The 24,728-nt window shown below is 73.3% G+C and carries 14 protein-coding genes; 9 read left to right on the top strand and 5 right to left on the bottom strand.

Translation table 11 applies throughout. From position 1 onward, the window contains the following. The 3 genes from AC061S_RS36700 to AC061S_RS36690 all read right to left on the bottom strand — a co-directional run. Positions 1-3,481 (bottom strand): ATP-dependent helicase (locus AC061S_RS36700; protein ID WP_478690205.1); only part of this gene is annotated, 3,481 nt, incomplete at its 3' end. Positions 3,482-3,651: 170 nt separating this feature from the next. Continuing rightward, entirely contained in the window at positions 3,652-7,506 is a 3,855-nt protein-coding gene (locus AC061S_RS36695) for a UvrD-helicase domain-containing protein (protein WP_478690199.1), read from the bottom strand. Positions 7,507-7,806: 300 nt separating this feature from the next. After that, on the bottom strand, positions 7,807-8,154 hold the full coding sequence (locus AC061S_RS36690) for an MGMT family protein (RefSeq protein ID WP_478690198.1): 348 nt from the start codon (positions 8,152-8,154) through the stop codon (positions 7,807-7,809). A 130-nt stretch (positions 8,155-8,284) separates the two neighbouring features. Here AC061S_RS36690 and AC061S_RS36685 point away from each other — a divergent pair, with 130 nt between their 5' ends. Next, complete coding sequence (locus tag AC061S_RS36685; protein WP_478690197.1) at positions 8,285-11,092, top strand: flippase-like domain-containing protein; 2,808 nt, start codon at positions 8,285-8,287, stop codon at positions 11,090-11,092. 42 nt (positions 11,093-11,134) lie between these two features. After that, positions 11,135-12,055, top strand: coding sequence for a GNAT family N-acetyltransferase (locus AC061S_RS36680; protein ID WP_478690196.1), 921 nt, complete (start codon positions 11,135-11,137; stop codon positions 12,053-12,055). On the opposite strand, the gene AC061S_RS36675 is transcribed toward AC061S_RS36680, so the two are convergent. Beyond that, complete coding sequence (locus tag AC061S_RS36675; RefSeq protein WP_478690195.1) at positions 12,035-12,775, bottom strand: YwiC-like family protein; 741 nt, start codon at positions 12,773-12,775, stop codon at positions 12,035-12,037. The two genes, AC061S_RS36680 and AC061S_RS36675, sit on opposite strands and share 21 nt — an antisense overlap. Positions 12,776-13,082: 307 nt before the next feature. Here AC061S_RS36675 and AC061S_RS36670 point away from each other — a divergent pair, with 307 nt between their 5' ends. Genes AC061S_RS36670 through AC061S_RS36650 form a run of 5 tightly spaced genes read left to right on the top strand, consistent with a single transcriptional unit; the run spans position 13,083 to position 20,938 of the window. Then, positions 13,083-16,742: a nitrate reductase subunit alpha gene (locus AC061S_RS36670; protein WP_478690204.1), complete on the top strand. Its 3,660-nt coding sequence runs from the start codon at positions 13,083-13,085 to the stop codon at positions 16,740-16,742. 35 nt (positions 16,743-16,777) lie between these two features. Next, positions 16,778-18,298: a nitrate reductase subunit beta gene (gene narH / locus AC061S_RS36665; protein ID WP_478690194.1), complete on the top strand. Its 1,521-nt coding sequence runs from the start codon at positions 16,778-16,780 to the stop codon at positions 18,296-18,298. Positions 18,299-18,309: 11 nt separating this feature from the next. Then, positions 18,310-19,017, top strand: coding sequence for a nitrate reductase molybdenum cofactor assembly chaperone (narJ, locus tag AC061S_RS36660; RefSeq protein ID WP_478690203.1), 708 nt, complete (start codon positions 18,310-18,312; stop codon positions 19,015-19,017). After that, positions 19,017-19,742, top strand: a complete 726-nt coding sequence (gene narI, locus AC061S_RS36655; RefSeq protein WP_478690193.1) for a respiratory nitrate reductase subunit gamma — start codon at positions 19,017-19,019, stop codon at positions 19,740-19,742. The genes narJ and narI overlap by 1 nt, the downstream gene beginning before the upstream one ends. Further along, positions 19,739-20,938 (top strand): TIGR04053 family radical SAM/SPASM domain-containing protein, encoded by a 1,200-nt coding sequence (locus AC061S_RS36650; RefSeq protein ID WP_478690192.1) that lies wholly within the window; start codon positions 19,739-19,741, stop codon positions 20,936-20,938. The genes narI and AC061S_RS36650 overlap by 4 nt, the downstream gene beginning before the upstream one ends. Positions 20,939-21,032: 94 nt before the next feature. Here AC061S_RS36650 and AC061S_RS36645 read toward each other — a convergent pair whose 3' ends face one another. Next, positions 21,033-22,241, bottom strand: a complete 1,209-nt coding sequence (locus AC061S_RS36645) for an RNA-guided endonuclease InsQ/TnpB family protein (protein ID WP_478690202.1) — start codon at positions 22,239-22,241, stop codon at positions 21,033-21,035. A gap of 146 nt (positions 22,242-22,387) precedes the next feature. Here AC061S_RS36645 and hemG point away from each other — a divergent pair, with 146 nt between their 5' ends. Further along, positions 22,388-23,770, top strand: a complete 1,383-nt coding sequence (gene hemG, locus AC061S_RS36640; RefSeq protein ID WP_478690191.1) for a protoporphyrinogen oxidase — start codon at positions 22,388-22,390, stop codon at positions 23,768-23,770. A 286-nt stretch (positions 23,771-24,056) separates the two neighbouring features. Next, positions 24,057-24,728 (top strand): two-component system response regulator CseB, encoded by a 672-nt coding sequence (gene cseB / locus AC061S_RS36635; RefSeq protein WP_478690201.1) that lies wholly within the window; start codon positions 24,057-24,059, stop codon positions 24,726-24,728.

Here is a 24,728-nt window from a genome sequence, read left to right as displayed (position 1 = left end):
GCCGGGGGGTGGGCTCGGCCCCGGCCCAGGCCCGGGCCTCGGGCCACAGGTCGTCGTCGCCGGGCGTCGCGGGGCGGGGCCGGGGGGTGGGCGCGGCCCAGTCGCCGGCCTCGTCCTCGGGCCACAAGTCTTCGCCGGGCGCGGCGGAGTGCGGCCTCGGGGTGGGCTCAGCCCCGTCCCCGTCCCCGGCCGCGGGCCACAGGTCGTCGTCGCCGGGCGCGGCGGAGTGCGGCCTCGGGGTGGGCTCAGCCCCGTCCCCGTCCCCGGCCGCGGGCCACAGGTCGTCGTCGCCGGGCGTCGCGGGGCGGGGCCGGGGGGCGGCCGCGGCCCAGTCGCCGGCCTCGTCCTCGGGCCACGGGGCGTCGCCGGGTGCGTCGGGGTGCGGCTGGGGGGTGGCCCGGGCCGCGTCCTCCGGCCACAGGTCGTCGGGGGCTGGGGCTTCTTCTTCCCCCACCCCGCCCCTTCCCGAAACCGGGGCTGCGCCCCGGACCCCCTGCGGGGTTCCGCCTGCGGCGGCGGGCACGGCCGTGCCGGGGTGGCCGGCGGGCACGCCCCGGCCCGGCCCGGCCTGCGGCCGGGCGGCGTCCACGGCGGCGGAGGCGTCGTCCGGGTCCGGCCACGGGGCGGCTGCCGCGGCGGGGTCGTCGGCCGGGTCCGGCCACGGGGCCGGGGGTTCCTCGTCGTAGGCGGGGTCTTCGCAGTGCGGGGGCCAGAGGTAGGGGTCCTCCGGGGAGTCCGGGTGCTCGCTGGGATCCGGGTACTCCGGATCCTCCGCCGTCCCCGGGTAGCCCGAGTGGCCGGAACGGCCCGGCTGGCCCGGCTGGCCCGGCTGGCCCGAGTGGCCCGAGTGGCCCGAGTGGCCCGAGTGGCCCGAGTGGCCCGAGGAGCCCGGCTGGCCCGAGTAGTCCTGCTGGGCCCGGTGGCCCGGCCGGCCCGAGTGGCTCCGGGGTCCCGGTGGGTGGAGGTAGGACTCGACCAGGGTGGCTGCTTCGCGGCGGAGGGTGAGGGAGGCGGGGTCCAGGGGGAGGGGCCAGGAGTGGTCCGGGGTGGAGTTCGTGGACAGGGACGGGTTCTCCGCGTCGGGCGCGGGGGCGTCGGCCCAGGCTTCGATCTCGCCGTGGCCCGCGGCGCAGTGTTCGTACAGGGCGGTCAGGAAGTCGGACGGGCCGCGCGGCTTCTTCTGCGTCGGGCCCCACCAGTGCCCCGAGGCCAGGAGGAGCGAGCGCGGGCGGGTGAAGGTGACGTAGCCGAGGCGGAGTTCCTCGACGGCCTTGTGGGACTTGAGGGCCGCCTTGAAGGCGCGCAGGCCCGGCGAGGTCCATTCCGGGGTGGGCGGGAGGGTCGGCGCGTCCCCGCGCAGGGCGTACGGGAGGACCTTCGCGTACGAGGTCCAGGCCTCCGGGGCCTTCTCCTTCGGGAACGAGCCGGCGGCGAGGTCGGGGACCACCACCACGTCCCATTCCAGGCCCTTGGACTTGTGGGCCGTCAGGACCTTGACCGTGTTCTCGCCGCCCGGGAGGGCATGGTCCAGGCCCTTCTCGTACTGGGCCGCCGTGCGCAGGAAGGCGAGGAAGGCGAGGAGGGAGGCTTCGCCGTCGAGCGAGGCGAAGCCGGCCGCCACGTCCATGAAGCTCGACAGGGTCTCCCGGCGGCGGGCCGCCAGCGCGTGCGGGGACGAGGCCAGCTCCACGTCGAGGCCGGTCGTCGACAGGACGCGGTGGAGGACGTCCATCAGCGGGTCCGAAAGGGAACGGCGCAGGTCGCGCAGTTCCTGGGCGAGGTGCGCGAAGCGGACCCGGGCGGCGGCGGAGAAGGGGAGCTGGTCGGGGGCGGACTGGCCCGCGCCGTCCAGGAAGGTTTCGAGGGCGTCGGCGAGCGACACGATCTCCGCCGGGTCCACGCCCTCCACCGCCGCCGCGAGCCGGTCGTCGTCACCGGAGGAGGAGGAGGAGCGGGAGATCAGGGTGCGGGCGCGGCGGCCGAGCAGCGCCAGGTCGCGGGCGCCGATCCGCCAGCGCGGCCCGATGAGCAGCCGGACGAGCGCGGCGTTGGCGCCCGGGTCCTGGAGGACCTCGCAGACGGCGACGAGGTCCGCGACCTCCGGGAGGTGGAGGAGGCCGGACAGGCCGACGACCTCGACCGGGACGTCCCGTTCCACGAGGACCGCCTGGATCCGCGCGAAGTCCCCGCCGGAGCGGCACAGTACGGCGATGTCGCGCGGCTCCGTGCCGGTGCGGACCAGGTGGGCGATGGAGTCGCCGATCCAGTCGAGCTCCTGGGCGTGGGTCTCCAGCAGGGCGCACCGGACGGAGCCGTCGCGCTCCGCGCCCGGTGCGGGGCGCAGGGCCTCGACGCCCTCGTGCATGGCGCGCAGCGGGGCGGCGAGCTCGTTGGCCAGGTCCAGGAGGCGGCCGCCGCTGCGCCGGTTCTCGCTGAGGGAGAAGCGGGTGGCGGGGCGGCCGTCGGCGTACGGGAAGTGCTCGGGGAAGTCGTCGAGGTTGGCCACGGAGGCGCCGCGCCAGCCGTAGATGGCCTGGCAGGGGTCGCCGACGGCGGTCACCGCGTGCCCGGTGCCTCCGCCGAACAGCCCGGACAGCAGGAGCCGCTGTGCGACCGAGGTGTCCTGGTACTCGTCGAGCAGGACGACGCGGAACTCCTCGCGCAGCAGGGCGCCGACCTCGGGCCGGGTGGTGGCGAGCTGCGCGGAGAGGGCTATCTGGTCGCCGAAGTCGAGGAGGTCGCGGGAGCGTTTGGCGGCGCGGTAGCGGGAGACCAGCTCCAGCAGCTCCAGGCGGCCTCGGACCGCCTCCGGGACCTTGCGCAGGTCCTCGTTGCTGAGCTTGACGTCCGCGAGGGTGGAGAGCAGCTCCGTGTCGTACGCGCGCAGGCGCTCCGGCGGTACGAGGTGCTCGGAGAGTTCCCCGTCGAGCGCGAGCAGGTCGCTGACCAGGTCGGGAACGGATTTGGTGAGGGACGGGTAGGGCCCGGGGGCCTCGCGGAGCACGCGGGCGGCGAGCTGGAAGCGGGTGGCGTCGGCGAGCAGCCGGGCGCTGGGCTCCAGGCCGATGCGCAGGCCGTGGTCCTTGAGGAGCTGTCCGGCGAAGGCGTGGTACGTGGAGATGCGCGGCTCCCCGCCCGCCGAGTCGGCCTCGGCCGGGGAGGGATCCGGATCGCTGATCCCGGCCCGCGCGAGGGCGGTCCGCACCCGCTCGGCGAGCTCGCCGGCGGCCTTGTTGGTGAAGGTCAGGCCGAGGACCTGCTCGGGGGCGACCGCGCCGGTGCCGACCAGCCAGACCACGCGGGCGGCCATGACGGTGGTCTTGCCGGAGCCCGCGCCGGCCACGATGACCTGCGGGGCGGGCGGGGCGGTGACGCAGGCCAGCTGTTCGGGCGTGAAGGGGATCCCCAGGAGCTCCTTGAGCTGCTCGGGATCGGTGAGGGCCGCTGCCTGCGGCGCTTTTGCGGGCGCGGAGAGCGGCAGGGCCGGAGGGACGGACGGACGCGCGGACACGTGAAAAGGCTAGCCGCCCCCTCTGACAGTCCCGCCCACCCGGACCGGGCGGGCCGGGGATCCGGGCTGCGGTGCCCCGCCAGGAGGCCCCGCCCCGGGGTGCCGGCCGCCCCGGGCCGGCGCCCGCCCCGCCGCGCGGCCTACTCCACCGTCTGGCGGCCCTCCGGGCGGGCGCTGCACGAGGCGCGGAAGGAGCAGTGGTCGCAGTGCTTGCCGAGGGCGGGTGCGAAGCGCTCGTCGAGGACCCGGCCGGCCGCGGTGGCGAGCAGGTCGCCGACCCATTCGCCGGGGGCGCCGCCCTCCAGGGCCTGCTGCGCCTGGATCTTGGGCACCGTGTCGCCGCCGTCGCGCTGGGCGGCGCCCTGGCGGAGCTGTACGAGTTCGGCGCCGCCCGGTGCGGGGCGCAGGCCGTCGAAGACCTCGTCGACGGCCCCCTCGCGCACGGCGAGCTGGTACACGGCGAGCTGCGGGTGGCGTTCGACCTCCTTGGCGGTCGGCGCGGACTTGCCGGTCTTGAAGTCGACGACGTAGGCGCGGCCCTGCGCATCCGCCTCGACGCGGTCCATGGAGCCGCGTACCCGGACGGCGTACTCCCCCGCTTCGAGGGTGACGTCGAAGTCGTGCTCGGTGGCCACGGCCGCCCGGCCGCCGCGGTCGGTGGTGTGCCAGCGCAGGAAGCGCTCCAGGGCGGCGCGGGCGTTCTCCTTCTCCTGGCGGGACTTCCACGGGGCGTCGAAGGCGAGCGAGTCCCAGACGGAGTCGAGGCGTTCCATGAGGACGGCGAGGTCGGCCGGGGTGCGGCCGGAGGCGACCTCGTCGGCGAGGACGTGGACGACGTTGCCGAAGCCCTGGGCGGCGGTGGAGGGGGCGTCGGCCTTGACCTCGCGGCCCAGGAACCACTGGAGGGAGCAGGTGTTCGCGAGCTGCTCCAGGGCGGAGCCGGACAGGGCGACGGGGTGGTCCCGGTCGCGCAGCGGGACGCTGCTGCGGGTGGGCTCGTACAGCCCCCACCAGCGCTGCGGGTGCGCGGCGGGGACGAGCGGGCGGTCCTCGTCGTCGGTGAGCACGGCGAGGCGGGCGAGGCGTCGGGCGGCGGCGTCGCGCAGGGCGGGCGAGGCGTCGGGGTCGACGGTGGTGGCGCGGAGTTCCGCGACGAGCGCGGGGACGGCGAGGGGGCGGCGGGGGCGGCCGGTGACGTCCTTGACGGGGACGCCGAGCTCGGTGAGCAGGCGGGAGGGCTGGTCGCCGTCCTCGGCGGGGGCCTTGACGGCGGTGACGACGAGGCGGTCGCGGGCGCGGGTGGCGGCGACGTAGAAGAGGCGGCGCTCCTCGGCGAGGAGCGCGCCGGGGGTGAGGGGTTCGGCGAGGCCGTCGCGGCCGATGCGGTCGGCTTCGAGGAGGGAGCCGCGGCGGCGCAGGTCGGGCCAGAGCCCTTCCTGTACGCCGGCGACGACGACGAGTCCCCACTCCAGGCCCTTGGAGCGGTGCGCGGTCATGAGGCGGACGGCTTCGCGGCGGGTGGCGCGGGCGGTGAGGGTGTCTCCCGCGATGTCCTCGGCTTCGAGCTGTTCGAGGAAGTTGAGGGCGCCGCGGCCGCCGGTACGTTCCTCCGCGCGGGCGGCGGTGTCGAAGAGCGCGCAGACGGCGTCGAGGTCGCGGTCGGCGTTGCGGCCGGCGGGGCCGCCGCGGCGGGCGCTGCGCTCGAGGCGCTGCGGCCAGGGGGTGCCGTCCCAGAGGGTCCAGAGGACCTCTTCGGCGGTGCCGCCGCCGGCGAGGAGTTCGCGGGCCTTGCGCAGCAGCAGGCCCAGGCGTTGCGCTCCGCGGGCGTAGGCGGGGTCGTGGGCGACGAGCCGCTCGGGCTCCGCGAGGGCGCGGGCGAGGAGTACGTCCGAGGGCGCGGGCGTGCGGACCCCGGCGGTCCGCTCCTCGTCGCGCAGCGCGCGGCCGAGGCGGCGGAGGTCGGCGGCGTCCATCCCGCCGAGCGGCGAGGACAGCAGCACGAGCGCCGCCTCGACCCCGATCCACGCTTCGCCTGCGGCGTCGCTGGGGGTGGGCTCGTCGCCTGCCGCGGGCTCGCCGGGTCCGGGCACGGCCTCGGCACCGGGCCGGCCGGTGCCGCCTTCGGCGGCGGGGGGAGTTTCCCGCCCGCCCGCCCCAGAGTCGCGAGTCGGCTCGCTCACACCGGCGCCTGCGGCGCCGAAACCGGCCCCGACTCCGTCGGACGGTTCGCCCTCGGCCCCGGCCGGGGCACCGGCGGAGCCGGGTGCGGACTGCGGGCCGGGCAGCCCGGCGGAGGACAGCCCCAGGGTGCGAGTCGGCTCGCTCGCGACGGCACTCCCGGGGCCGAACCCGGCCCCGACTCCGTCCGACGGCTCGCCCTCGGCCCCGGCCGGGGCACCGGCGGAGCCGGGTGCGGACTGCGGGCCGGGCGGTTCGGCGGAGGACAGCCCCAGGGTGCGAGTCGGCTCGCTCGCGACGGCACTCTCGGCGCCGAAACCGGCCCCGACTCCGTCCGACGGCTCGCCCTCGGCCCCGGCCGGGGCACCGGCGGAGCCGGGCACGGGCTTCGGGCCGGACGGGTCGGTGTCGGATTCGGCAGCGGGGGCGGTTGTCTCGGGTGGGGGCTGCGCCGTGTTCGGGGAGGTCGTGGATTCCGCGAGGGTGCGGAGGGCTGTGAGGAGGGGGGATATGGCCGGCTCGTGGCGGAGGGGGGTGTCCGTGCCGTCCGTTTCGGCCGGGACTCCCGCCGCGATCAGGGCGCGGCGCATCTGCGGCAGGGTGCGGCCGCCCGCGCGGACCAGGACGGCCATGTCCTGCCACGGCACGCCCTCCTCCAGGTGGGCCCGGCGCAGGATGTCGGCGATGTTGTCCAGTTCCGCGCCGGCGGTGGGGTACGTGAACACCTCGACCCGGCCGCCCTCGCGGGTCGACGCGAGCCCGCGGTGGGCCCGTACCGCCGCCGAGGGCAGGCGCGGCATCGGCATGCGGGCGGTCAGGTGGCGGGTGGCGGTCAGGAGGACGGCCGAGGAGCGGCGGGAGACCGTGAGGGCGCGGACCTCCGCTCCCGGGAAGGAGGTCTCGAAGTCCAGGATGTTGTTGATGTCCGCGCCGCGGAAGGCGTAGATCGACTGGTCGGGGTCGCCGAAGGCGGTCAGCCGGCCGGAGGGGCCTGCCAGTGCGCGCAGCAGGCGCAGCTGCGAGGCGTCCGTGTCCTGGTACTCGTCCACGTAGATCACGTCGTACAGGGACGACAGCGACGGGGTGCGCTCCGCCAGGAGGACCGCGCGGTGGAGGAGTTCCGCGTAGTCCAGGGTGCCCTGGAGGTCCAGGACGTCCAGGTACTCGGCGAGGAAGGCCGCCGCCGCCTTCCAGTCCGGCCGGCCGAGGCGGGACGCGAAGTCGGAGAGGGCCGCCGGGCCCAGGCCCAGCTCGCGGGCGCGGGCGAGCACCGCGCGGACCTCGTCCGCGAAGCCACGGGTGGTCAGGGCGGCCCGCAGGTCGTCCGGCCACCGGATCGAGCGGATCCGGCGCTGGCCCTCCAGCAGGGTGCGGACCATGACGTCCTGCTCCGGGCCGGAGAGGAGTCGCAGCGGGTCCGCGAACAGTTCGGCGTCCTGGTGGGCGCGGACCAGTCCGTAACAGAAGGAGTGGAAGGTGGTGGCCTGCGGGGCGCGCGCTCCGCCGAGCCGCAGGGCGGTCCGGTCGCGCAGTTCCACGGCGGCCTTGCGGCTGAAGGTGAGGATCAGGATGCGGGCGGGGTCGGTCCCGGACTCCACGCGGGCCGCGACCGCTTCCACCAGCGTGGTCGACTTTCCGGTGCCCGGTCCGGCCAGGACCAGCAGCGGGCCGCCGGTGTGCTCAACCACCGCCCGCTGCGCTGCGTCCAGCACAGGGGGATCCACCCGTTCCGCGCCGGTACGCACCAGGCGGTACGCGTCCGGGGTCCGCGTACGCCGCCGCTCGGTGCGGTGGCCGTCGGAGGAAGAGGTGTTCACGTGGGGTGCCGGTCCTGGTGGGTCTGCCGTTGCGGCGGTCGCTGCCGCAGCGGTTGCTGCTGCTGTGGTGACGGCCCGGGCGGTGGCCGTGGCCCAAGCCGAAGCCTGAGCCGAAGCCTGAGCCGAAGCGGTGGCCGAAGCCGAGGCCGAGGCCGAAGAGGCAACGCTACGGCAAGGCGCGCGGCACGCGCAGTTTCCCCGGGACTCCCGTCCTCACTGCCATCCGGTCCCACGCGTCCCCCGTACGGGGCTTCGCACGTCCCTTCGACCGCCCCTCCGGGCCGCATATGGCCGAAGCTGTCACATGTGACCTTCGTCCCGCGCTGTGTCCCCGCCGTACCCGTCCCAGCGCGCCCGCCGCATGTCGAGCCGCGGTTCGCCGTCGCCGGTGAGCCGCAGCGGCGTGGCCTCGGCGCGGTAGTTCTCCAGCGCCCGCCGCTCGCTGCCGGGCAGCGGACGGCCGTCCGCCCGCACCACGCGCCACCAGGGCACGGCTCCCCCGTACAGCGCCATGACGCGGCCCACTTGGCGGGGTCCGCCCTCGCCGAGCCACTCCGCGACGTCGCCGTACGTCATCACCCGGCCGGGCGGAATCCGCTCGGCCGCCTCCAGCACCCGCTCCGCGTACGCCGGCAGCTCTTCGCTCATTCGGCCCATGGTGCCGCACCGGACCGACACGGAGGCGGCAAGCGCGTGGAAGCCCGTGTTCCGGACCGGCTCGCACCCTGCTGCCCTCCGCGGCCGCCGGTCCGTGCCACCATCTTCCGGGCGGTGACGCGTGATACGTGATCAAGAAGAGACGGAAGTGACGGGAAGGGAGCAGGGTGTGAGTCCTCCGGACGGCGCGGCGACGAACGACGGCGCGCGCCCAGACGAAGGCCCGCCCCAGGCTCGCGAGGACAGCACCCCCGCGGACCTGCCGTCGGCTCCGGTCCCGGCCCCGGCTCCCGCCCCGGCCCCCGAGGACGTCGAGACCCCGCACGGCCACACCCCGACGGCCGCCGACCAGGTCGAGGTCGACGAGCCGCTGCTCGCCGCCCGCGTGCACCGCCCCTCCGACCTCGTACGCCTCCTCGTCGGGATCCTCGGCATCGCCCTGGTCCTCGGCATCGCCGCCTTCGCCCACGGCACCACCGCGGGTCTGGAGGCCGACATCAGCAACGGCACCGGGCAGGCGCCCGACATGCTGATCAAGGTCGCCGGGCTGGTGTCCAGCATCGCCGTGCTCCTCGTCCCGGTGGCCTTCGCCATCGAGCGGCTGATCAAGCGCGACGGACTGCGCATCGCCGACGGCGTGCTCGCCGCCGTCCTCGCGCACGGGGTCACGCTCGCCACCGACCTCTGGGTCTCCCAGGCCGCGCCCGCGACCATCCAGGAAGCCCTCACCCGCCCCACCATGGCCGACGGGGCCCTCACCGATCCGGTGCACGGCTACCTCGCGCCCGTGATCGCGTACATGACCGCCGTCGGGATGACCCGGCGTCCCCGCTGGCGGGTCGCCCTGTGGGTGGTCCTGCTGCTGGACGCCTTCGCGATGCTGGTCGGCGGCTACACCACGCCCTTCTCGATCATCCTGACCGTGCTGATCGGCTGGAGCGTCGCGTACGGAACCCTGTACGCGGTCGGCTCGCCGAACGTCCGCCCCACCGGGCAGAACCTCCTCGCGGGCCTGCGCCGGGTCGGCTTCCAGCCGGTCAGCGCGATGCGCGCCGAGTCCCCGGAGGGCCCCGACAGCACCGAGGTCAGCGACCGGGGGCGGCGCTACCACGTGACCCTGGAGGAGGGCCCGCCGCTCGACGTCACCGTCGTGGACCGGGAGCAGCAGGCCCAGGGCTTCTACTACCGGGTCTGGCGCCGCCTCACGCTGCGCGGGATCACCACCCGGCGCAGTCTGCAGTCCCTGCGCCAGGCGCTGGAGCAGGAGGCGCTGCTCGCGTACGCGGCCATCGCCGCCGGAGCCAACGCGCCCAAGCTCATCGCCACCTCCGAGCTGGGTCCGGACGCCGTGATGCTCGTCTACGAGCACCTGGGCGGCCGGAGCCTGGACTCGCTGGCCGACGAGGAGATCACCGACGAGCTGAGCCGCAACGCCTGGCAGCAGGTACGGGCCCTGCAGTCCCGGCGGATCGCGCACCGCCGGCTGACCGGGGACGCGCTCGTGGTGGATCGTTCCGCCGGGGGCGGGGCGGCGGGCACCATCACCCTGACCGACCTGCGCGGCGGCGAGATCGCGGCCGGCGACCTCGTGCTGCGCATGGACATCGCGCAACTGCTCACCACCCTCGGCCTGCGGGTCGGGGCCGAGCGCTCGGTCGCCTCGGCGGTGTCGGTCCTCGGCCCGGACGCGGTGGCGGACTGCCTGCCGCTGCTCCAGCCGATCGCGCTGAGCCGCTCCACCCGGGCGACGCTGCGCAAGCTGGCGCGGGAGCGGGCGGACCGGGAGCGGGAAGCAGTACTGGAGTCCTCGCGGGCGGCGAAGGCGGCGCGCGGGGCTGACTCCGCCTCGACCTCGGCGCGCTCCGCCGTCGAGAAGAAGGCCGAGAAGAAGGCCCTGGACGATGCGCTCGACGGGGCCCGCGAGGAGGATCTGCTGAGCCAGATCCGCCAGCAGGTGCTGCTGATCCGGCCGCAGGCGCCGGTGGAACCGGCCCGGCTGGAGCGGATCAGGCCGCGCACGCTGGTGTCGTTCATCGCGGGCGCGTTCGGTGCGTACTTCCTGGTCACGCAGATCGCGCACGTCGACTTCGGCACCCTCATCGGCGAGGCGCAGTGGGGCTGGGTCGGGGTGGCCCTCGCCTTCTCGGCGCTCACCTATCTCGCGGCGGCGATGAGCCTGCTGGGGTTCGTGCCCGAGCGGGTGCCGTTCCTGCGGACCGTAGTGGCCCAGGTCGCCGGATCCTTCGTGAAGCTGGTGGCTCCGGCGGCGGTCGGCGGGGTCGCGCTGAACACCCGCTTCCTCCAGCGGGCCGGCATCCGGCCGGGGCTGGCGGTGGCCAGCGTGGGCGCCTCGCAGCTCTTCGGACTGGCGAGCCACATCCTGCTGCTGCTGTCCTTCGGCTATCTGACGGGGACCGAGAAGACCCCCGAGATGACCCCGTCAAGGACGGTCATCGCGGGTCTGCTGACGGTGGCCGTGCTGGTGCTGGTGGTCACGGCCGTGCCCTTCCTGCGGAAGTTCGTGGCGACCCGGGTGCGGGCCCTGTTCGCCGGAGTCGTCCCGCGCATGCTGGACGTGCTCCAGCGGCCGCAGAAGCTGCTGGCCGGCATCGGCGGGATGCTGCTGCTGACGGGCTGCTTCGTGATGTGCCTGGACGCCTCGATCCGCGCCTTCGGGGGCGGCGAGGCCATCAGCTACGCAAGCATCGCGGTGGTCTTCCTGGCCGGCAACGCCCTGGGTTCGGCCGCTCCGACGCCGGGCGGCATCGGAGCGGTGGAGGGCGCGCTGACGCTGGGCCTGGTCGCGGCCGGGCTGGACGGCCAGGTCGCGTTCTCGGCGGTGCTGCTGTTCCGCGTGGTGACGTTCTGGCTGCCGGTGCTGCCGGGGTGGATCTCCTTCAACTTCCTGACGCGCAAGGAAGCGATCTGAATCCGCTGGAGCCCTGTCGGCGCCCTGCCTAGGGTGGGCCCGATGAACGGGACGAGCGGGACGAGCGGCATACGGGTCGTGGCCGACCGGGGCGAGTGGCGGGGCGGGTTCGAGGCGCGGGTGCTGGCCGGGTACCGGGCCGCGGGGTGCTCGGAGCCGCTGGCCCGGGCTCTGCTGGAACGCGTGGTGAAGGGGATCGACGACTGGACGGTCGCCACGGACGGCACCGGGTGGATCGCGGTCGGGGTGACGCAGGAGAACGGAGCGGCCGTAGGCCGGATCCACGACCTGACGGTGGCGGGGGCGGAGGCCCGCGCATGGGCCGAGCGGTGGTGCGCGGAGCACGGCGCGCGGCGGGTGGAGGTCCGGCTCACCGGCGGAGCGGATGCGGGCGCGTTCGCCGACTACCCCGTGCGGGGCCAGAACCGGATGCGGGCCGCCGCCGAGCGGCCGGCCCTGCCGCCGGGCCTCACCGTCCGCCCGCTGACCGAGGCGGAGTACCCGGGCTGGTACGCCGGCGAGGAGGCCGCGTACGTCGCGGACATCGTCCGGGCCGGAGCCCTGACCCCGGAACAGGCCAAGGCCAAGTCCGACGAGGACTTCGCCCGCTACCTGCCGCAGGGCTACGAGACCCCCGGCCACGCCTTCTACGCGCTGGAGGCCGACGGGCAGGTGGTCGGCGCGGGCTGGGTGAACCACGGCCACCTGCCGGGCGTCACCTTCGGCTTCTCGCTGGAGGTGTACGAGGAGCACCGCGGCAAGGGCTACGGCCGCGCCGCGATGTCCGTCGGCGAGTGGGCCGCGCGGCAGGGCGGCGACGGGGCGCTGATGTTCAACGTCTTCGGCGGCAACGAGGTGGCGATGAACCTGTACGACCGCACGGGCTTCGCCGTCCTGGACGAGTTCCGCTCGCTCCCCCTGCGACGGGAGCTCCGCGGCCCGTCAGAAGATCAGCAGCAGTGAGGCCAACAGCGCCGCCGAGCCCACGAGTTCGACGGCGCCGACCACCGGGACCTTGAGCCCGCGGCCGGGGAGTGCGGCGGCCCGGGCCAGGTAGGCCGCGAAGGGGAGGGCCAGCCACGGGGAGAGGCAGGCCGCCAGGGCGGCGGCGATGCCGTGGTAGGCCACCGAACCGCGGTAGTACGTATGGGAGTTACGCTCCCTGATCATCGTCTTCACGTACGGGACCGTGCCCGCGAAGTACAGCAGGCAGGCGGCGGCCGGCGCCCACGGCGGCCCGCCCCCGCCCAGCCGCGCGGCGACCAGCAGCATCCCGCACGCCGGGACCACCGCGACCAGGCCGTTGGCCAGGGCCCGCTCCCGGTTGTGCCGCGCGTACCAGGTGTTCACGGCCACGAAGGGCGCCGCCGCCGCGCCGGCGAGCAGCAGCCAGGGGTGGAGCACCGCGAGCGGGATCCCCGCCAGGGCGGTCGCCGCGCCGAGGACGAGCGCCGGGCGGACGTGCCGCCGCGCGACCTCCGGGCGCCGGGCGGCGACCCGGCGCAGGCGCAGCCACTGCTGGGCGTGGAAGACCGCCGCGTAGCCGAGCAGCCAGGCCGCGAGGAGCAGGGCGTGCTGCCATCCGGGCCGCGGAGAGAGGAACGCACCCGCGAGGAAGGGCACCGTGAGCATCGCCCACGCCCCGTGCTGGTCCGGGATCCAGGAGGCCTTCTTCGGCGGCACGCTCCCCAGCCTTCCACTCGGTGTTGTCTAAAACTGGTATTCGGGCTCGTAATTTTCCGGCCGCGGGGCGGAGTTGGACCTTTCCAGCGTGACATCCACTCGACCTGTGAAAGACCGGAATTAGGTCACGCCCGTACGGGACCTTTGTCATCGGATTCGCCTCCGCGCCGGGCGTAGCGTCGTGTCTGGGTCATCTTGCCCTTGACCCCGCACCGCCTTTATCACGGCCTGGAGGGTCGCCTTGCACGAGCGCCACGGACGCCACGGACGCGACGGACGCGACGGACACCAGGACGCCGCCGATTCTCTGATCAAGGCGGGCAGCTTCTTCAGGACCGCCGAGGTCTCCGACGACCTGCGGACCGTCCACCACACCGGCGGCCGCGCCGCGGAGGCCTTCTACCGGGACCGGTGGAGCCACGACAAGGTCGTGTACTCCACGCACGGCGTGAACTGCACCGGCTCCTGCCGGTGGAAGGTCTACGTCAAGGACGGGATCATCACCTGGGAGACCCAGTCCACCGACTACCCCTCCGTGGGCCCCGACAGCCCCGAGTACGAGCCCCGCGGCTGCCCGCGCGGCGCCTCGTTCTCCTGGTACTCCTACTCCCCCACCCGGGTGCGCTACCCGTACGTGCGCGGCACCCTGCTGGAGATGTACCGCGAGGCCAAGGCGCGCCTCGGCGATCCGGTCGAGGCCTGGGCCGACGTCCAGTCGGACCCGGTGCGCCGGCGTACGTACCAGCAGGCGCGCGGCAAGGGCGGGCTGGTCCGGGCGACGTGGGAGGAGGCGACGGAGATCGTCGCCGCCGCGCACGTGCACACGATCAAGGAGCACGGCCCGGACCGGGTCGCCGGCTTCTCGCCGATCCCGGCGATGTCGATGGCCTCGCACGCGGCCGGCGCCCGTTTCCACTCGCTCATCGGCGCGCCGATGCTGTCCTTCTACGACTGGTACGCCGACCTGCCGGTCGCCTCCCCGCAGGTGTTCGGGGACCAGACCGACGTCCCGGAGTCGGGCGACTGGTGGGACGCCGCGTACCTGATGATGTGGGGCTCGAACGTCCCCGTCACGCGCACCCCGGACGCGCACTGGATGGCCGAGGCCCGCTACCGCGGCCAGAAGGTCGTCACCGTTTCCCCGGATTACGCGGACAACACCAAATTCGCCGATGAATGGATGCACCCGCACCCCGGTACGGACGGTGCGCTGGCCCTCGCGATGGGCCATGTCATCCTCAAGGAATTCTTCGTCGACAAGCAGACCCCCTTCTTCACGGACTACGTCCGGCAGTACACGGACCTGCCTTTCCTGGTGTCCCTCACCGAAACCGAACAGGGCCTGGTTCCCGGTAAATTCGTCACCGCCGCCGATCTCGGCCAAGACACCGAGAACGCGCAGTGGAAGACCGTCCTGATCGACGACACGACCGGTGAGGTCGTGGTCCCGAACGGCACGCTCGGCCACCGCTGGGGCAAGAACGAGAAGCCCGAGTGGAATCTCGAACTCGGCGACACCGTCCCGCGCCTGACCCTCCACGCCGCCGCCGGCGAGAGCGCGGAGATCACCCTCCCCCGCTTCGAGGACGACGAACAGGGCGTGGACCAGGACGGGAAGCCGCGCGGCACGATCCGCCGCGGTGTGCCCGTACGGCGCCTCGCGACCGCCTCCGGGGACCGGCTCGTCACGACCGTCTTCGACCTGATGCTGGCCCAGTACGGGGTCGGCCGCGAGGGCCTGCCCGGCGTGTGGCCCACCGGCTACGAGGACGCGAGCGCCCCGGGCACCCCCGGCTGGCAGGAGTCGCTGACCTCGGTCCCGGCGGCCCAGGCGGCGCGCGTGGCGCGGGAGTTCGCGCAGACCGCCGAGCAGTCCCACGGCCGCTGCATGATCCTGATGGGCGCGGGCACCAACCACTGGTTCCACTCCGAGACCATCTACCGCTCCTTCCTGGCCCTGCTCACCCTCACCGGCTGCCAGGGCCGCAACGGCGGCGGCTGGGGCCACTACGTGGGCCAGGAGAAGTGCCGACCGGTGACCGGCTGGGCCACCCTCGCCGCGGCCTCCGACTGGTCGCGCCCGCCGCGCCAGATGATCGGCGCGGCCTGGTTCTACCTGCACACCGACCAGTGGCGCTACGACACCCTGCCGGCGGAGGCGCTCGCCTCCCCGCTCGGCACCGGCGCCTTCGAGGGGATGACGGGCTCGGACTGCCTGGCGGCGAGCACCCGGATGGGCTGGATGCCCTCGTACCCGACCTTCGACCGCAACCCGCTGGAGCTGGGCGAGGCCGAGGACCCGGTCGCGGAAGCGGTCCGGCAGCTCAAGAGCGGTGAGCTCGGCTTCGCCGGCGAGGACCCGGACGCCCCCGGCAACTGGCCGCGCGTGCTCAACGTGTGGCGGGCCAACCTGCTGGGCTCCAGCTCCAAGGGCAACGAGTACTTCCTCAAGCACCTCCTGGGCACCCACTCCAACCTGCCCGAGGACGGGCCGCGCTGCACGCCGAGGGACGTGACGTACCGGGAGGAGGACGTGGAGGGCAAGCTCGACCTGCTCATGTCCATGGACTTCCGGATGACGTCCACGACCCTGCTGTCCGACGTGGTCTTCCCCGCGGCCACCTGGTACGAGAAGCACGACCTGTCCTCCACGGACATGCACCCCTTCCTGCACGCCTTCACCCCGGCCGTGGACCCGCCCTGGCAGGCCCGCTCCGACTACGACGCCTTCAAGGGCCTGGCCGAGCGGTTCGGCGAGCTCGCCAAGACCCACCTGGGCGTGCGCAAGGACCTGGTCGCCACCGCCCTGCAGCACGACACCCCGGGCGGCGAGATGGCCCAGCCCGGCGGGGTCGCGCTGGACTGGTCGAAGGGCGAGTGCGAGCCCGTACCGGGCCGGACCATGTACAACCTGGCGGTCGTGGAGCGGGACTACGGGGCGGTCGGCGAGAAGTTCGCCGCGCTCGGCCCGCTCGTGGACGAGCTGGGCGTGACCACGAAGGCGATCACCTTCGACGTGGGCGAGGAGGTGGCCTACCTCGGCGCGAAGAACGGCACGGTCCGCGGCGGCGTCGCCGACGGCCGCCCGCGCCTGGAGACCGCCCAGCAGGCCTGCGAGGCGATCCTCTCCCTGTCCGGCACCAGCAACGGCCGGCTCGCCACGCAGGGGTTCGAGACGCTGGAGAAGAAGGTCGGCACCCCGATGGCCCACCTGGCCGCCGAGGCCGAGGGCAAGCGGATCACCTTCGCCGACACCCAGGCCCGCCCGGTCCCGGTGATCACCTCGCCCGAGTGGTCGGGCTCCGAGGCCGGCGGGCGCCGGTACACGGCCTTCACGGTCAACACCGAGCACCTCAAGCCCTGGCACACCCTCACCGGCCGCCAGCACTTCTTCATCGACCACGACTGGCTGCACGAGGTCGGGGAGTCCCTGCCCGTGTACAAGCCGCCGCTGAACATGCACACCCTGTACGGGGAGCCCGAGCTCGGCACGGTCGACGAGAAGGCGAAGTCGGTGGCCGTCCGGTACCTGACCCCGCACAACAAGTGGGCGATCCACAGCCAGTACCAGGACAACCTCTACATGATGACGCTGGGCCGCGGCGGCCAGACGGTGTGGATGTCCCCGCAGGACGCCGAGGCGATCGGGGTCGCGGACAACGACTGGATCGAGGCGGTCAACCGCAACGGCGTGATCACCGCCCGCGCGATCGTCTCCCACAAGATGCCGCCCGGCACGGTCTACATGAACCACGCGCAGGAGCGCACGGTCGGCGTCCCCAAGACGGAGAAGACCGGCCGCCGCGGCGGCATCCACAACTCGCTGACCCGGGTGATGCTCAAGCCCACCCACCTCATCGGCGGCTACGCCCAGCTGACCTGGGCCTTCAACTACCTCGGCCCGACCGGCAACCAGCGCGACGAGGTGACGGTCATCCGCCGCCGCGACCAGAAGGTGGAGTTCTAATCGTGCCCAGGAGCGAAGCGACCATCGGACGCGTCATGGCTCAAGTCGCGATGGTCATGAACCTCGACAAGTGCATCGGCTGCCACACCTGCTCGGTCACCTGCAAGCAGGCGTGGACCAACCGGCAGGGCACCGAGTACGTCTGGTTCAACAACGTCGAAACCCTCCCCGGCCAGGGTTACCCGCGCCGCTGGGAGGACCAGGAGAAGTGGAAGGGCGGCTGGGAGCGCACCCGCTCCGGAAAGCTCCGCCTCAAGGCGGGCGGCCGCCTCGCCAAGCTGGGCAAGATCTTCGCGAACCCGGACCTCCCGGAGATCGACGACTACTACCAGCCCTGGACCTACGAGTACAAGAACCTCACCGAGGCCCCGGCGGGCGACGACCTGCCCACCGCCCGGCCCGTCTCCCAGCTCACCGGCGAGCCCATCGACAAGATCGAGTGGGGTCCGAACTGGGACGACAACCTCGGCGGCGCTCCCACGCACGCCCCGCGCGACCCGATCATCGAGAAGATCCGCGACGAGGTCGGCGAGAAGATCCGCTTCGAGTTCGAGCAGAGCTTCATGTTCTACCTCCCGCGGATCTGCGAGCACTGCCTCAACCCGGCGTGCGTCTCCTCCTGCCCCTCCGGCGCGATGTACAAGCGCGAGGAGGACGGCATCGTCCTGGTCGACCAGGACCAGTGCCGCGGCTGGCGGATGTGCGTGACCGGATGCCCGTACAAGAAGGTGTACTTCAACCACCAGACCGGCAAGGCCGAGAAGTGCACCTTCTGCTTCCCGCGCATCGAGGTCGGCATGCCGACCGTGTGCTCGGAGACCTGCGTGGGCCGGATGCGCTACCTCGGCGTGATGCTCTACGACGCCGACAAGGTGGCCGAGGCCGCCGCGGTCGAGGACGAGCACGATCTGTACCCCTCCCAGCTGGAGTGCTTCCTGGACCCCGCGGACCCGGCCGTGATCGCCGCCGCCCGCGCGGCCGGCATCACCGACGAGTGGCTCGACGCGGCCCGCGACTCCCCGGTCTACGACCTGATCGCCACCTACCAGGTCGCCCTCCCGCTCCACCCGGAGTACCGGACGATGCCGATGGTCTGGTACGTCCCCCCGCTCTCCCCCGTCGTCGAGGCGGTCGCCGCCACCGGCAGCGACGGCGAGGACGCCGGCAACCTCTTCGGGGCCATCGAGTCCCTGCGCATCCCCGTCGAGTACCTCGCCGCGGTGCTCACCGCCGGCGACACCGTGCCGGTGGAGGCGGTGCTGCGCCGGATGGCGGCGATGCGCGCCTACATGCGCCGCGTCAACCTGGGCGAGGAGCGGGACGAGTCGATCGCGCGGGCCGTCGGGCTGTCCGGGCAGGAGATGGAGGACATGTTCCGCCTCCTCGCCATCGCCAAGATCGAGGACCGCTTCGTGGTCCCCAGCGCCGCCCGCGCCGAGGCCGACGCGCTCGCCGACTCGCACCCGCTGAACGACGTGGAGCAGGGCTGCCCCGTCGGCGCCCTGCCCGAACCCCGGGTGATGCTCAACCTCGGTGACATCAGGAGGCGTTCGTGACCCGGGACCCGATGAGCGGTGACGCACTGGTGCGGCTGGTCGCGGGCTGTGTGCTGCAATACCCCGGCGACTACTTCCACGACGAACTCCCGCGGCTCCGTGCGGCCCTCGCCGGGGCGCCCGCCGAACCGGCCGCGCTGCTCGGCGCGTTCCTCGACGAGGCCGCGCGGCAGACCCCGATCGAGCTGTGCGCCCAGTACACCTCGACCTTCGACACCCGCAACCGGCGCTGCCTCTACCTCACCTGGTGGGTCGACGGGGACACCCGCCGGCGCGGGCTGTCCCTGGTCCGGCTGAAGCGGATCTACCGGGACTTCGGGCTGGAGTTCGCGGGCGAGGAGCTGCCCGACTTCCTCCCGGTGGCCCTGGAGTTCGCCGCCCGCGAGGAGGAGGCCGGCACCCGGCTGCTCCAGGAGCACCGGGCCGGGCTGGAGCTGCTGCGCCTGGCGCTCACCGAGTCCGGCTCCCCGTACGCCCGGATCCTGGAGGCCGTCTGCGTGACGCTGCCCGGGCCCTCCCCCGAGACCAAGGCGGAGGCGAAGGCCCTCGCGAGGAACGGGCCGCCGCAGGAGCTGGTGGGCGCGGGCTCGGCGCTGGAGCCCTTCGGGCCGGGCCTCGACATGCCCGCGGACTTCCCGTCCGCGGCCCCGACCGACCTCCCCTGGCCCACCACGGCTTCCGCAGCCGCTGCAGCCGCCTCCGAAAGGATGCCCGCCTGATGGACCTCCTCCTGTGGGGCGTACTGCCGTACGTCTCGATCGCGCTGCTCATCGCGGGCACGGTCTGGCGGGCCCGCTTCGACAAGTTCGGCTGGACCACGCACTCCTCGCAGCTGCACGAGTCGCGGCTGCTGCGCATCGGATCGCCGCTCTTCCACTTCGGCATGCTCTTCGTGATCGTGGGCCACGTGGTCGGCCTGCTCATCCCCAAGAGCTGGACCGACGCGGTGGGCCTGAGCGACCACGCGTACCACCTGATGGCCCTCTCCACCGGCACGGTCGCGGGCCTCGCGGCCGCCGTGGGCATCGGGATCCTGGTCTACCGGCGCTTCAAGGTGCCGGCCGTGCGCAGGGCGACGCTGCGCAGCGACCACCTGATGTACTCGTTCCTGCTCGGCGCGATGATCCTCGGACTGACGGCCACCCTGCTGAACTCGGCCGGCATGACGGACGGTTACAACTACCGCGACGGCATCTCCGTCTGGTTCCGCAGCCTGTTCACCTTCACCCCGGACTACCACCTGATGGCGGGCGCCCCGCTCGCCTTCAAGATCCACATCCTCTTCGGCTTCACGCTGTTCGCGCTGATCCCGTACTCGCGCCTGGTGCACATGTTCTCGGTGCCGCTGAAGTACCTGTTCCGGCCGTACGTGGTCTACCGCAAGCGGGACCCGAAGCAGCTCGCCAACCGCCCGAGCAAGCGCGGCTGGGAGCGCGTCTCGTGACCCGCCGCCCCGGCCACGCGGTCGTCCGGAGCCCCCGCCACGCGGTCTCCGACCGGCCGTTCATCGTCATCTGGGAGGCCACCCGGGCCTGCCCGCTGGCCTGTCTGCACTGCCGGGCCGAGGCGCAGACCCTGCGCCACCCCGAGGAGCTCGACGGGGCGGACGCCCGCCGGGTGATGGACCAGATCGCCGCCTTCGGCAAGCCCAGCCCGCTCTTCGTGATCACCGGCGGGGACCCCTTCCAGCGCGCCGACCTCACCGACCTGGTCGCGTACGGGACCTCCCTCGGCCTGCGCGTCGCGGTCTCCCCTTCGGGCACGCCGACGCTGACCCGGGAGAACCTCGTAGCGGTCCGGGAAGCTGGGGCCATCGCGCTCTCGCTCTCCCTGGACGGTTCCACGGCCGGGCGCCACGACGCCTTCCGGGGCGTGCCCGGGGTCTACGACTGGACGCTGGACGGCTGGCGGGCCGCCCGGGAGCTCGGGCTCAAGGTGCAGATCAACACCACGGTCACCCGCGACAGCCTGGAGGACCTGGCCGACATCGCGGCGCTGGTCAAACGCGAGGGCGCGATGCTGTGGTCGGGGTTCATCCTGGTCCCGACCGGGCGCGGGGAACAGCTGGACTCCTTGACCGCCGCCGAGATCGAGGACGTCCTGCACTTCCTGTACGACTGCGGGGCGGTGATGGCCACCAAGACCACGGAGGGCCACCACTTCCGGCGGGTCGTGCTGCAGCGGACGGTCCTGGACGCGCGCGGCGAGCGGCCCGTCCTGGGCGCACTGTACGAGCGCCTCTCGGCCCGCGCCCGCGAGCTGGGGGTCTTCGACGGGGAGCGGCGGGCCGTGCGCCGGCCGCCCATGGACGTCTCCTCGGGCCGCGGCTTCGTCTTCATCTCGCACACGGGCGAGGTGCACCCCAGCGGCTTCCTGCCCCTCTCGGCGGGCAACGTGAAGAACCACCCGCTGACCGAGATCTACCGGGGTTCGGCGCTCTTCACCAAGCTCCGCGACCCCTCGCTGCTGCGCGGGAAGTGCGGGGCGTGCGAGTTCAAAACGGTGTGCGGGGGGTCGCGCTCACGGGCGTACGGCTTCACGCGCGACGTGCTGGAGGCTGACCCGTACTGCGCGTACGAGCCCGGCAGCTTCCCCTATCAGGAGGACCTCGACGCTTTGGCCGAAAGCATGAGGCGCTGACTCACCCCGTTCCCATAAGTTTCATATGGGAACATATCGACCACGGCCTCGGGGCCACGGGAGAACACAATGCGTTCATTGAATCCTCCCCTCCCTAAAGGGAGGGAATTCCTGGCTCACTGCGCCTGCGGCCCGGCGGGCGCGCAGGTCTTACGAGATCGGCACCAGCCGGGTGGAGACCAGCCCGGACGAGCATGACGCGGGCGGAGTTCTTGTCTCTGGGGGAGACGGCTCCGCACGCGGTGCACGAGTAGGTTCGCATCGAGAGAGGTAGCGCGTGCTTGGTTCTCGCTCCGCACTGTGCGCAATCCATGGTGGTGTGCGCGGGGTGGACAAGGTGCAGCTCACGGCCGTGCTTGCGGGCCATGTGGACCAGTGCATGTTTGGTCGCGCCGATCGCCGCGTCGGCGGCCTTCTTCGCCATGGCCGACTTGGCGAGGAACTTCGGGCGGAAGTCCTCTACAGCAAGCCGGTCGTGATCCCTGACCACCGACTTGGCCCACTTGCGGCCCGTGTCCTCACGCTGGCGTGCAACTTTCTTGTGCAGCTTCGCCGTCAGCTTCTTCGCCATCCGGTAGGCCTTCGAAACAGGCTGTCCCTTCTTCGGCTTCCTGCGGGACATCATCCGCTGGTAGCGCGCCAGGCGCTGGGCGGCATTCTTGCCGTGTTGCGCGTGGGGAAGGTCGTGGGCGTCGCTGGTGGTGGTCGCGGTCTCCTTCACCCCCCAGTCGATCCCAATCACCGCGCCCGTCTCCGGGAGCGGCCGCACTTCGGCGGGGACGACAAAAGAGGCGTACCAGCGGCCGAGACTGTCGCAGTAGATCCGCACCGAGGACGGCGCCTTGGGCAGGTCCCGCGACCACACGACCGTCACGGCGATACCGCCCGCCAGATGCAGGCGTCCGTCCTGCAACCGGAAACCGCGCTGGGTGTAGTTCAGGCTCGGGTCGGCCTGGTGCTTCTTCTTGTACTTCGGCATCCCGGCCCGCTGCCGCATCGGCAGCCGGGCCTTGACGTCCTTGAGCGCCTTGGCGCGGGATTTACCGAAGTCCCGGATGAGCTGCTGCTGTGGAACGCTGCTGCCCTCACGCAGCCACACGTTCGCGGTGCGGGCCCCGGTCAGCATCTTGTCCAGCCTTGCCGGACCGCACTTCTCGTCCTCGGCGTGGGCCTTCTTCGACCGGGCGCAGCACTCGTTCCAGATCCACCGGCACCGCGCCCACTCCGCTTCCAGAGAGGCCCGGACGGTGGACGACACGCGAAGCCGGTAGGTGTACCGGGCATGCCCGGCCTCCTCGGCCATCTGGGGCGTCGTCACGCGCTCAACCTAACCGAGGCCACTGACAATCCAAGAAAGTGCAGGTCACAACAGATGCGCAGTGCACTCCGCCGCTTCGCGGCTCCGTGTCAAGGACCCATTCCTCCCCGAGCTGAAGCCCGGAGCATCCTGTGAGAAATCAGGTGATCGTCATCGGTGGCGGGATCAGCGGTCTGGCCGCCGCGTGGCAGTTGCGCGGCCAGGCCGATGTCACCGTCCTGGAGAGCCACGCCAAGGTCGGCGGGAAGCTCCGGACCGGCACCATCGCCGGCATCACCGTCGACGAGGGCGCGGAGTCCCTCATGGCCCTGCGTCCGGAGGCCGTGGAGCTGGCCGCCGCCGTCGGACTCGGCGAGGCCCTCTGCGATCCCGCGAAGGCCGCCACCACCATCTGGACCAACGGCGCCCTGCGCCCGCTGCCCGCCGGACACGTGATGGGCGTCCCCACCGACCCCTCCGCGCTGGTCGGCACCGGGCTGCTCTCCCCCGAGGGCGTCCAGCGCGTCGCCGCCGAGGAGACCCTCCCGGCCACCCCGCTCACCGAGGACTGCTCGGTCACCGCATACCTGGCCGGACGCTTCGGCCAGGAGGCCGTGGACCGGCTCGTCGAACCCATGCTGGGCGGCGTCTACGCCGGTCTCGCCGACCGGCTCTCGCTGCGCGCGGCCATGCCCCGGATCGCGGCCCTCGCGGAACAGGGCACCCCGCTCCTCCCGGCCCTGCGCCGGATGCGCGCGGCGGGCGCCCCCCGCTCGGGGGCCGTGGCCGTCCAGGGCGTCGTGGGCGGCACCGGGCGCTTCCCGGCGGCCGTCGCGGAAGCCTGCGGAGCCCGCATCCTCACCGGGACGACGGCCCGCTCGCTCCAGCGGGTGGCCGACGGCCGCTGGCGCGTCCAGGCGATGACCGGCGACGGCGCGCTGACGATGGAGGCCGACGCGGTGATCCTCGCGCTGCCCGCCTTCGCGGCGGCGGAGCTGCTGCGCCCGCACTCCCCGATCGCCGAGGCCGAGCTCTCCTCGATCCCGCACGCGTCGACGGCCGTCATCACCATGGCCTTCTCCCGCGCCCAGGCCCACTTCCTCCCCGAGGGCAACGGCTTCCTGGTCCCGCCGGTCGACGGCCACACCCTGAAGGCCGCCTCCTTCCTCTCCAACAAGTGGTCCTGGCTGCACGACGCGGCCCCCGAGACCTTCGTGCTCCGCGCCTCCATCGGCCGCATCGGCGAGGACGAGCTGCTCGGCCGCCCCGACCGCCACCTGGTCCGCTCGGCCATCGCCGAGCTCCACCACGCGGTGGGCCCCATGGGCGAACCCCTGGCCACCCGCGTCACCCGCTGGGACCGGGGCCTGCCCCAGTACGGCGTCGGGCACCGCGAGCGCGTCGCCCGCATCCGCGAGGCCGCCGGCAAGCTCCCGGGCATCGCCCTGTGCGGTGCGGCGTACGAGGGCGTGGGCGTGGCCGCCTGCGTCGCGACGGGGCGCGCGGCGGCCAAGCAGGTCCTGGCCCAGCCGTAGGGCCCAGCCGTAGGGTGCGGCCGCAGAGCCCAGCCGTAGGGCGCGGCCGCAGGTCACGGCCGTGGGGCGCAGCCTTCGTATCGGGCGGGTATCAGCGGGCGCTCGGCTCTTCATCTGATCGGCCCGCGGGCCCGTGGTGAAGGGAATCGGGGCTTCCGCGGCCCTATCGTTCCTTCCAGGTAACCGCCCCGCCCGCCGAACAGGAGCCTCCGCCGTGTCCTCCCCCACCCCGGCTCCCGCCGCCCCGCGACCCGTTCGCGTGCTGCTGGTGGAGGACGACGAGCTGATGCGCCGCTCGTTCACCGTCTCCCTGGAGCGCTACGGGTACACGGTGCGGGCCGCCGCCGACGGACTCGCCGGCCTCGAATCCTTCCGCGACGAGGACTTCGACCTGCTGATCCTCGACGTGATGCTGCCCGGTCTCGACGGGATCGGCCTGTGCCGCAAGGTCCGGGAGACCAGCCTGGTCCCGGTCCTGATGATGTCGGCCCGCGGCGACGGGCTGGACATCGTCTCCGGTCTGGAGGCCGGGGCGGACGACTACGTGGTCAAGCCCGTGGACACCAACGTGCTCGTGGCCCGCATCCGCTCGCTGCTGCGGCGCGCCACCTACGCCCCCGCCCCGGCGACGGCCGGGCAGGCCACGGAGCAAGGACCCGGCCCGGCCGAGGGGGAGCTGCTGACCTTCGGCGACCTGACCCTCCACACCGGCGGCCTGGACGTGGCCGTCGGCGGAACCCCGGTGGCGCTCACCCCGACCGAGCTGAAGCTGCTGCTGGAGTTCGCCGCCCACCCGGGCATCGTGCTGGAGCGGCACACCCTGCTGCGCAACGTCTGGGACTACGGCTGGGACGGCGACAGCCGCGTCGTGGACCTCTGCGTGCAGCGGCTGCGCGGCAAGCTCGGCCGGGACCGGATCGAAACGGTCCGCGGCTTCGGCTACAAGCTCAAGCGCTGA

This window comes from Streptomyces sp. CA189 (genome assembly GCF_056428985.1).
The sequence above is the reverse complement of the archived record's forward strand: the minus strand, read 5'-3'. Positions and strand labels throughout refer to the sequence as shown.